At 47.7% G+C, this 8644-nt stretch carries 6 protein-coding genes; 3 read left to right on the top strand and 3 right to left on the bottom strand.

Annotated elements, in window-relative coordinates; translation table 11 throughout:
- Nucleotides 1-3149, bottom strand: a 3149-nt coding sequence (locus QUB13_RS22800; RefSeq protein ID WP_333385166.1) for an FG-GAP-like repeat-containing protein, incomplete at its 3' end; no start/stop codon positions are given.
- A gap of 524 nt (nucleotides 3150-3673) precedes the next feature.
- Between QUB13_RS22800 and QUB13_RS22795 the strand changes: the two genes are divergently transcribed.
- The 3 genes from QUB13_RS22795 to QUB13_RS22785 all read left to right on the top strand — a co-directional run bounded on the left by QUB13_RS22795 (nucleotide 3674) and on the right by QUB13_RS22785 (nucleotide 5641).
- Complete coding sequence (locus tag QUB13_RS22795) at nucleotides 3674-3916, top strand: AbrB/MazE/SpoVT family DNA-binding domain-containing protein (protein ID WP_333385157.1); 243 nt, start codon at nucleotides 3674-3676, stop codon at nucleotides 3914-3916.
- Nucleotides 3913-4257 carry an endoribonuclease MazF gene (gene mazF, locus QUB13_RS22790; RefSeq protein ID WP_333385154.1) on the top strand — a complete coding sequence of 115 codons (345 nt, stop codon included), beginning with the start codon at nucleotides 3913-3915 and terminating at the stop codon, nucleotides 4255-4257. Before QUB13_RS22795 ends, mazF begins: the two co-directional genes overlap by 4 nt.
- Before the next feature lie 319 nt (nucleotides 4258-4576).
- On the top strand, nucleotides 4577-5641 hold the full coding sequence (locus QUB13_RS22785) for a TIGR03032 family protein (RefSeq protein WP_333385152.1): 1065 nt from the start codon (nucleotides 4577-4579) through the stop codon (nucleotides 5639-5641).
- A gap of 135 nt (nucleotides 5642-5776) precedes the next feature.
- Here QUB13_RS22785 and QUB13_RS22780 read toward each other — a convergent pair whose 3' ends face one another.
- Complete coding sequence (locus QUB13_RS22780) at nucleotides 5777-7444, bottom strand: hypothetical protein (RefSeq protein WP_333385149.1); 1668 nt, start codon at nucleotides 7442-7444, stop codon at nucleotides 5777-5779.
- 58 nt (nucleotides 7445-7502) lie between these two features.
- On the bottom strand, nucleotides 7503-8453 hold the full coding sequence (locus tag QUB13_RS22775) for an ABC transporter ATP-binding protein (RefSeq protein ID WP_333385146.1): 951 nt from the start codon (nucleotides 8451-8453) through the stop codon (nucleotides 7503-7505).
- Nucleotides 8454-8644: the final 191 nt, after the last annotated feature.

Here is an 8644-nt window from a genome sequence, read left to right as displayed (position 1 = left end):
GCAGGTAAGGTTCCGACTAGGCTAAATCCGGTTGGTAGGGTAAGGTTGCTGAGGTTTAAAACTGCTGTACCGAGATTTTGGACGGTAAAGGTTTTGGTGAGAGTGCCGCCAATTAATGCACTACCAAAGTCGATCGTACTTGCAGTACCATCAGCTATATCCGTTGTTCCGTCTAATACTTGGATTTCCGGTAAGGGTGTTACATCATTATCAGTAATTGCAACGTCACCAGTTGTCGTAGTTCCGAGTGTGATACCGCTAGAAGGAGTCGAGATTGTGAAAGTACCTGTTTCACTTCCTTCTACAAGTGGATCATCATTAACATTGACAGTAAAGGAACCTGTGGTTTGACCAGCAGGAATAGTAATGCTAGTCGGAATTGTTCCTGTAAAATCAGCAGCATTTGCCGTTCCAGACAAAGCCACATTTACAGTTTGAGCGCCAACAACTGCACTTGATGCTGTGGCGGTGACGGTGATAACTGGACTTCCGGTTTCTGTACTTGTAGCAGGAGAAACTGAGAGGTTGACTGTGGGGAAGTCGTTGTCGGCAATTGCAACGTCACCAGTTGTCGTAGTTCCGAGTGTGATACCGCTAGAAGGAGTCGAGATTGTGAAAGTACCTGTTTCACTTCCTTCTATTAGTGCATCATCATTAACATTGACAGTAAAGGAACCTGTGGTTTGACCAGCAGGAATAGTAATGCTAGTCGGAATTGTTCCTGTAAAATCAGCAGCATTTGCCGTTCCAGACAAAGCCACATTTACAGTTTGAGCGCCAACAACTGCTTGCGATGCTGTGGCGGTGACAGTGATAACTGGACTTCCGGTTTCTGTACTTGTAGCAGGAGAAACTGAGAGGTTGACTGTGGGGAAGTCGTTGTCGGCAATTGCAACGTCACCAGTTGTCGTAGTTCCGAGTGTGATACCGCTAGAAGGAGTCGAGATTGTGAAAGTACCTGTTTCACTTCCTTCTACAAGTGGATCATCATTAACATTGACAGTAAAGGAACCTGTGGTTTGACCAGCAGGAATAGTAATGCTAGTCGGAATTGTTCCTGTAAAATCAGCAGCAGTGGCCGTTCCAGACAAAGCCACATTTACAGTTTGATCTCCAACAACTGCTTGCGATGCTGTGGCGGTGACAGTGATAACTGGACTTCCGGTTTCTGTACTTGTAGCAGGAGAAACTGAGAGGTTGACTGTGGGGAAGTCGTTGTCGGTAATTGTTAGTGTCCCCGTCGTATTGGCGGCAACTGGATCGAGAAAGTAGTTAAAATTGTTGGGATCGGCAGTGACGTTGACTTGGACTGTTTCCCCTGGGTTGACAATAGCATCATCAACGGGGACGGCATTGAGGACAGCGGTAGTTGCACCAGCGGCAATGGTGAAAGTATTAGCAGTAACTGCCGTGATATTCGTACCTGCAGTTAAGGAGTAGTGAGCAGAAGTAGCGGTACTGCCAGTGGTGTTGAAGTTGACGACTATGCCGCCTGCGGGGGCGGCAGTATCAAGGGTGATATTAAATGTGCCAGTGGTGGGGCCGGTTTCGGTGGGAGTAGTGCCTGCGGCGATGCTGACTTTGGGGGTGGTGTTGAGCAGGATGGAGACGGTGTTGTTGTTGAGGCTGTTCGGCACAGCTAAGTCTGGTTTCCCGTCGCCGTTGATGTCGCCGATGCTGAGGGAGAAGGGGCGAAAGCCAGTAGGGAATTCAACATTGGTGGCAAAGGTGGGGGTGGCGGCGTTGGTGGGGGTGGTGTTGAGCAGGATGGAGGCGTTGCTGCTGATGAAGTTCCCCAAAGCTAAGTCTGGTTTCCCGTCCAAGTTGAAGTCGCCGATGCTGACTGATACGGGCTGATTGCCAGTAGGGAAGTCAACTTTGGTGGCAAAGGTGGGGGAGGTGGCGTTGGTGGGGGTGGTGTTGAGCAGGATGGAGGCGCTGTTGTCGTTGAAGTTCGCCACAGCTAAGTCTGGTTTGTTGTCGCCGTTGAAGTCGCCGATGCTGACGGAGAAGGGGTCACTGCCAGTAGGGAATTCAACTTGGGGGGCGAAGGTGGGGGTGGCGGCTCCGGTGGGGGTGGTGTTGAGCAGGATCGAGGCAGTGTTGCTGCCGGAGTTCGCCACAGCTAAGTCAGGTAAATTGTCGCCGTTGAAGTCGCCGATGCTGACGGATCTGGGGCGAGTGCCAGTTGCGAAGTCAACTTTGGTGGCGAAGGTGGGGGTGGCGGCTCCGGTGGGGGTGGTGTTGAGCAGGATGGAGGCGGTGTTGTCGTTGAAGTTCGCCACAGCTAAGTCAGGTAAATTGTCGCCGTTGAAGTCGCCGATGCTGACGGAGTAGGGGCTATTGCCAGTAGGGAAGGTGACTTGGGGGGCGAAGGTGGGGGTGGCGGCTCCGGTGGGGGTGGTGTTGAGCAGGATGGAGGCGGTGGTGCTGCCGGAGTTCGCCACAGCTAAGTCTGGGAGGCCGTCGCGGTTGAAGTCGCCGATGCTGACGAATCTGGGGGTAAGGCCAGTAGGGAATTCAACTTGGGGGGAGAAGGTGGGGGTGGCGGCTCCGGTGGGGGTGGTGTTGAGCAGGATGGAGGCGCTGTTGTTGCCAATGTTTACCACAGCTAAGTCGGGGCGGCCGTCGCCGTTGATGTCGCCGATGCTGACGGAGTAGGGGTTAGTGCCAGTAGGGAAGTCTACTTTGGGGGCTAAGCCTAGTATGCCACTGTAAGTTTTGAGGGTGGTTTCGGTGAGAATTAGTTGGGGCTTTGGCGTTGATGGGGGGATGAGTTGGAGGATGTCCCAAGTGCCGCCGAGTTTGCTATTACCTGTAGGTTGGGAGTTAGCGCTGATGTTTGCGCCTGTGAGTTGGTGCAGTTGAGTCAGGAATTTGTGTCCTCTGTCTCCGGCTGCTACGCTGCATCCATATAAGATGATGTTGGCGTTGTCAGTGAGGCTGTTTCGCCACTGTTGCAATTGGTGGCTGTAGTTGTGGATGTTGTTGCTGTTGAGTTCTGTTGTGCCTAGGTACAGGCTGCCAGAATCTCCGTGGGTGATGATGTGGAGAGTTTCGATGCCTGTATGCTGAGCTAGGATTGTGGTGATTTGCTCTACGGCATCGGGCTGGCTTTGGAGGATGTAGGTTGCTGTGTCGGGTTTGATGCCAGAGATTAGGTGGTGGCTGTCTGGTATTGTGGGGTCAAGGATGACGATGGAGTTTGGTTGGGTGCTTTAGCACCCAACCAAACTCGCGATATTTTTATTTAGGGAGCGGTTAATTTTAGGTAGAGTTTTCATGGTTTTTTGCTTTTAATGTAGTTCGTCGTTTTTGAGTCGATCGGGAGATGACCCCGATTTGATTCTGGTTTGTGGTATTTCTACCTTATGGTGGATGACACGCGCTCTTGATGAACAATAGCTTACCCTGGTTCGATCGCACCCTTAGTGTTTTAAATCACTCATGTGTAAATATTTATATTTGTCAGGGGTATTTGACGCGAGTTATCAAAAGTCAAGGTGGGGGCGGGTTTAAGAAATTGTCGGTTTTCGGCAATTATCCGGTACAACCCGCCCGTTACAACTTGTCAATCTTTTTCTTAGTTGCTATGCTGTAGACACTCTGTATATACATCCTTAAAAAAAGGGTGAAGTCCTGAGAGTGATATCGCTAACTAGAGGATTAGGCTATGGTTGGGACGATCGCCAAATGGGGAAACAGTCTTGCTGTGAGGATTCCACAGCATTTAGCTAAAGAGATTAACTTAGCTGAAGGTTCCCAAGTGCAGCTTGTGCTGATAGATGGTAGGCTGACGATTGAGCCGATCGCTCGCCGGCGTTATTCGCTTGAGGAGTTAGTTGAGGCGATTACCCCAGAGAATCTTCATACCGAGATTGATAGTGGAGTTGCTGTGGGGAATGAAGTTTGGTGACACCATCAAATCCCTACATTCCGAGTCGAGGTGATATCGTTTATTTAGACTTTGACCCAACGAAGGGACACGAACAAAAAGGACTTAGACCTGCTTTTGTACTGTCACCTCGTGCTTACAATCAGAAAAGCTCTTTAGCTTTATTTATGCCGATTACAAAGCAACAAAAAGGGTATCCTTTTGAAGTTCCCCTACCGACTGGATTGAAAGTTCAGGGAGTAATTCTTGCCGATCAAATCAAGTGTCTAGACTGGAAAGTTCGCGGTGTTCGATTCGTTGAGTCTGTATCTGAAGATGTGATTGAGGAGGTGCAAATCAAAATTGAGCCATTGTTACTGTGAGTTTGGGTGGGGGCGGGTTTACGAGATTGTGGGTTTTAGGCTATGGTCGGTCATTGGTGTCAACTTAAGGTTAAACCTAGTCAGAGACTCCTGTTTGACTATTAAACTTAGATCCCCCCTTAGCTTGCCCCCTACTCCCCCTTAAGAAGGGGGGGACAGGAATCTTCTCAAAGTCCCCCTTCTTAAGGGGGATTTAGGGGGATCTAGACTGGGTGAAAGCGAGATTTATCATGGCTTTCAGGCTTAAGTTGACACCAATGATTGTCGGTTAACCCGCCCCTACGTTTTTGATATATAATATAAAGATTTTCTAGATTTTATGAATAACGATCGCACAAATTTCAACACAACCCACGAACACGAGATTTTTGGCGATCGCGATTTTCCATCTTGGTTAACCGAACAACAAATCAGCCTTGCTTGCACCACCTATCAAACCAGCAGGTTAATGTTAATCGGTGCTGCGCCAGAAACCAACAGAATCTCGGCTTTTTGGCGTATATTCGATCGCGCAATGGGACTTTACTGCACGCCGGAACGCATTTATCTAAGCTCAAAATATCAACTCTGGCAATTAGATAATGTGCTGGCGGAGGGTGGACAACATCAAGGGTACGATCGCCTCTACATACCAAGAATCGGCTATACTACAGGTGACATCGACATTCACGATATCGCGGTGGATAAGAATAATCAAATCATTTTTATTAGCACTTTGTTTAATTGTATCGCTACTTTGAGCGATCGCCACAGTTGCAAACCTTTGTGGAAACCGAGTTTTATCTCACAGTATATAAATGAAGACCGCTGTCATCTCAACGGTTTGGCGATGGTGGATGGGGAGGCGAAATATGTGACGGCTTCGAGTCAGTCGGATGTGGTGGATGGCTGGCGCGATCGCAGAAAAAATGGCGGTATAGTTATTGATGTCGAATCTAATGATATTATTGTGACGGGATTGTCGATGCCGCATTCTCCTCGCTGGTATCGAGATAAGTTGTGGTTGCTGAATTCGGGGAGAGGGGAATTAGGATATGTGGATTTAGATACGGGGAAATTTGAGGCGATTGCGTTTTGTCCGGGATATGTCCGAGGATTGGCTTTTTGGGATAATTGGGCGATTGTTGGCTTGTCGAAACCGAGGGGCGGTGACAATACTTTTAGCGGTTTAGAATTGGATGATTTGTTGGTGGCAAAGGATGCTGAGCCTCGCTGTGGTATGATGGCGATCGATTTGACGACAGGGGCGATCGTTCATTGGTTGCGGTTTGAAGGAATTGTCACGGAATTGTATGATGTGCAGGTGATTCCGGGGGTACAAAAGCCGATGGCTTTGGGTTTTCAAACTGATGAAATTGCTCAGTTAATTACTTTGGAATTGTAAACCGCAGATGCGGGCGGATGGACGCGGATGAACGCGGATAATTGTTAACAGGATGTACGCAGAGGGTGTGATATCAAGTCCGAAATCTCAATCAACCCGCCCCGCGACTGGGGCGGGCTGAATTCTCCCCCATTTTCAGGCCCTCAGCAGTTGTTTAGAGGCTGATTCGCCTGCGAGTCGGAGTTGTCGCCTCAATTGCAAGTTCAGCAGCACCAAGACAGTCCACTGGCCGAGTATCGAGAGAAAAATGGTATGTGGTGAGGCGCTCCCCACAATCAAGCCCCCAAGGACTGAAAAAAGCCACATGAAAGGAGCTTTTTCTGGGGTGAGGGAAAGCATAGATAGAATAATTGGTGGCAAAATGATCGCGCCTCCGACTGTACAAACCGCCAAAATTTCCTGGTTTCGGATTTTTGCAAACAAGAATAGCTGGGTGACTGTGGCGTAAATCATGAGGATATTCACGAAGAGAATCATGAATAAAAAGGCATTGCGCGATACCAGTATCTCAGGTATAAAAATCACTGTTGAAATGAAAAAATTGATGGCTATCGCAACTTGTGCCGGACTTTTTTCGCTCCAAATTAAATCGAGTATGGGGTATCTGCGCCACAACTTCTGATTGCTGGGAACGATTTGTTTCCGATACCTTGCCCAATCAGATAAAGCTTGTCTTTCAGGAGTTAAAGCCGCAATTAAAGCTAATAACAGCACGAAATTCATGAACAATAAATACAAGGTGTTTTCGCTACTTGTGATTTTGGATTGCAGTGCAAATCCTAAAATTATTGACTGAGAGCAAATCACCAGTAAATAACTTTGTTTCTTGCTCAAAACAGTGGCGGTCGGGTTGGGAAAGCGGCGCTGCCATCCCTGCCACATCCAGTAGGTTGCAACCCCACAAATCAATAAAGATAAGGCGGTACAAGCCAAAAGATTTTCGCCAACCTGCAAATTAAACCATTCAACATCGGTGAATTTTTTAATTAACCAACTAAGGTTAGAATATGATGACGGATTAACGTGAGAAACTACCTGTTTGAGGACAGCAGCAGGAGACAAAAATGTCAGAAAATCAGCAGCATTGCCGAATGACGATACATTAAAAGCTGTGGCAATAAAAGTCGAAACCGCAGCGCTAGCCAACCAAGGTTGAAGCCCTCCTAACCAACTGGTTGTTAAGCCAAATAGCATCGCGCCGCTATAGAATAAAGCACAGCTAGCTACCATTGCTATGTCGAAAGATAAAATATGATGCAGAGGTATTTGAGCTGCTAATCCGCTGTAGAGGTGCAGCGGTACAGCCAGAATTGCTGCGAGATACAGTAAAATTGGGACACCGAGAATTTTGCCGAGAAAAATTGTGGTGGCAGATTGGGGGCTGAGGCGAATAAAGTTGAGCGTACCCCGGCGTTCTTCTTTGTCTAAGTCGCTCACTAGCATATAAGTGCCTGCTACTAATAGCACGATCGCACTAAATATGCTCAGATAAACAAATATTTGCAGCCACCAAGACGGCCAGTTAATGATGAAATTTCCTGCAGCATCTTGGATACATTGGGTGTGATAACCTTTGGCATTACCATCAAGTCCAGCGCAGAATAGGTTGTGAGTGGGGTAATTGCCCTCAGCAACAGGAGAGACAACGGGTAGCTGGGCACTCCAAAACAAAAACAGCACCAGTTGAGGGCTGAGGGAAAGAAAGCTGGCGATCGCAATTTTGCCTATTTTCAGCCGGCCTTTGAGTTCTCGGAATAACTGGGAATTCCAGTTACCGATTGTGTCTAGTATGTTGAGAATCATAGGTAATTGTTTTGAGTTGTGATTGAAAAAGTCGCCCTAAACTGTCAACTGTCAACTGTCAAGATGCTTGTTTGTGTCCCATCTTCAGGAAGATGGTTTCTAGGTTTTCTTGAGTGCAGTGAAATTCCGTTAGAGGAATGTTAGCATTGACGAGCGATCGCAATAAATTCGCTGCATCTTCCCGGCTTCCTGAAAAATGAGCGCACACCTGCTGAGTTTCCGGCAATATTTCCCAACTTTCTACCCAAGGAAAGTTTTTGAGTTCGGATGTCAGCGCTGCTAAATCGCCCAAAGTTGCCATGAAAATTTGCTGTTTTCCCAGTCGTTTGTAAAGTTCTTGCAAAGGGGCGCTTTCGACAAGATAACCGAGTTCCATAATTCCCACCCAAGTGCAAAGTTCGGCTAAATCGCTGAGAACGTGGGATGATATGACTACGGTCATGCCGGCTTGTTGCACAGCTTTGATAATTTCGCGAAATTGCGATCGCGCGATCGGATCTAAACCCGAAACTGGTTCGTCTAACAGCAGCAACAGCGGTTCGTGAATAATAGTTCGTCCCAAACTCAGGCGCTGTTTCATCCCCCGCGAAAGAGTGGAAATTAAGCTGTTGCGCTTGTTGGTTAATTGCACGAGTTCTAAAACTGCATAGATGCGTTCTCGACGGCGGGGTTGCCGCAAGTTGTAGAGTCGAGCAAAGTAATCTAAATAATCCCACACATTCAGGTCGTCGTACAGGGGAAAGTCGTCGGGAAGAAAGCCGATGTGCTGTTTGAGAGTGGGGTTAGATCGATCGCGCAACAAGGGACAGCCGTTGATGTAAATCTCCCCTGTAGTAGGTTCTTCAGCGGCGGCTAACATTCGCAGCAAAGTAGTTTTGCCGGCACCGTTGGGGCCTATCAGCCCGCAGATTTCGCCGGCGGCGACTTGCAAGTCGATGTCATTGACGGCAATATGGCGATCGAATTGTTTCGTGAGTCCGCGAGTTTCTATTGCTAATTCTTTAGCCATATTTTAAAGGCGAGTGAAATTGGCTGCGGTTCGTGCCTAGTTCCAAAGCTTGCAACTAGCTTAGCCTTTTGATACAGGAGTTGTCACCTGCATTTCGCAAAATAAATTGTTAAGTATTAAAAAGATTTTGAGTTTTGGTAAGGTAGGGCAAAAGGTAATTAACAATTGGTAAACTTATAGCGTGATTTTTT

It is taken from the genome of Microcoleus sp. B4-D4 (genome assembly GCF_036705185.1).
Classification (GTDB): domain Bacteria; phylum Cyanobacteriota; class Cyanobacteriia; order Cyanobacteriales; family Microcoleaceae; genus Microcoleus.
This window is presented reverse-complemented; position numbering and strand designations above follow the sequence as displayed.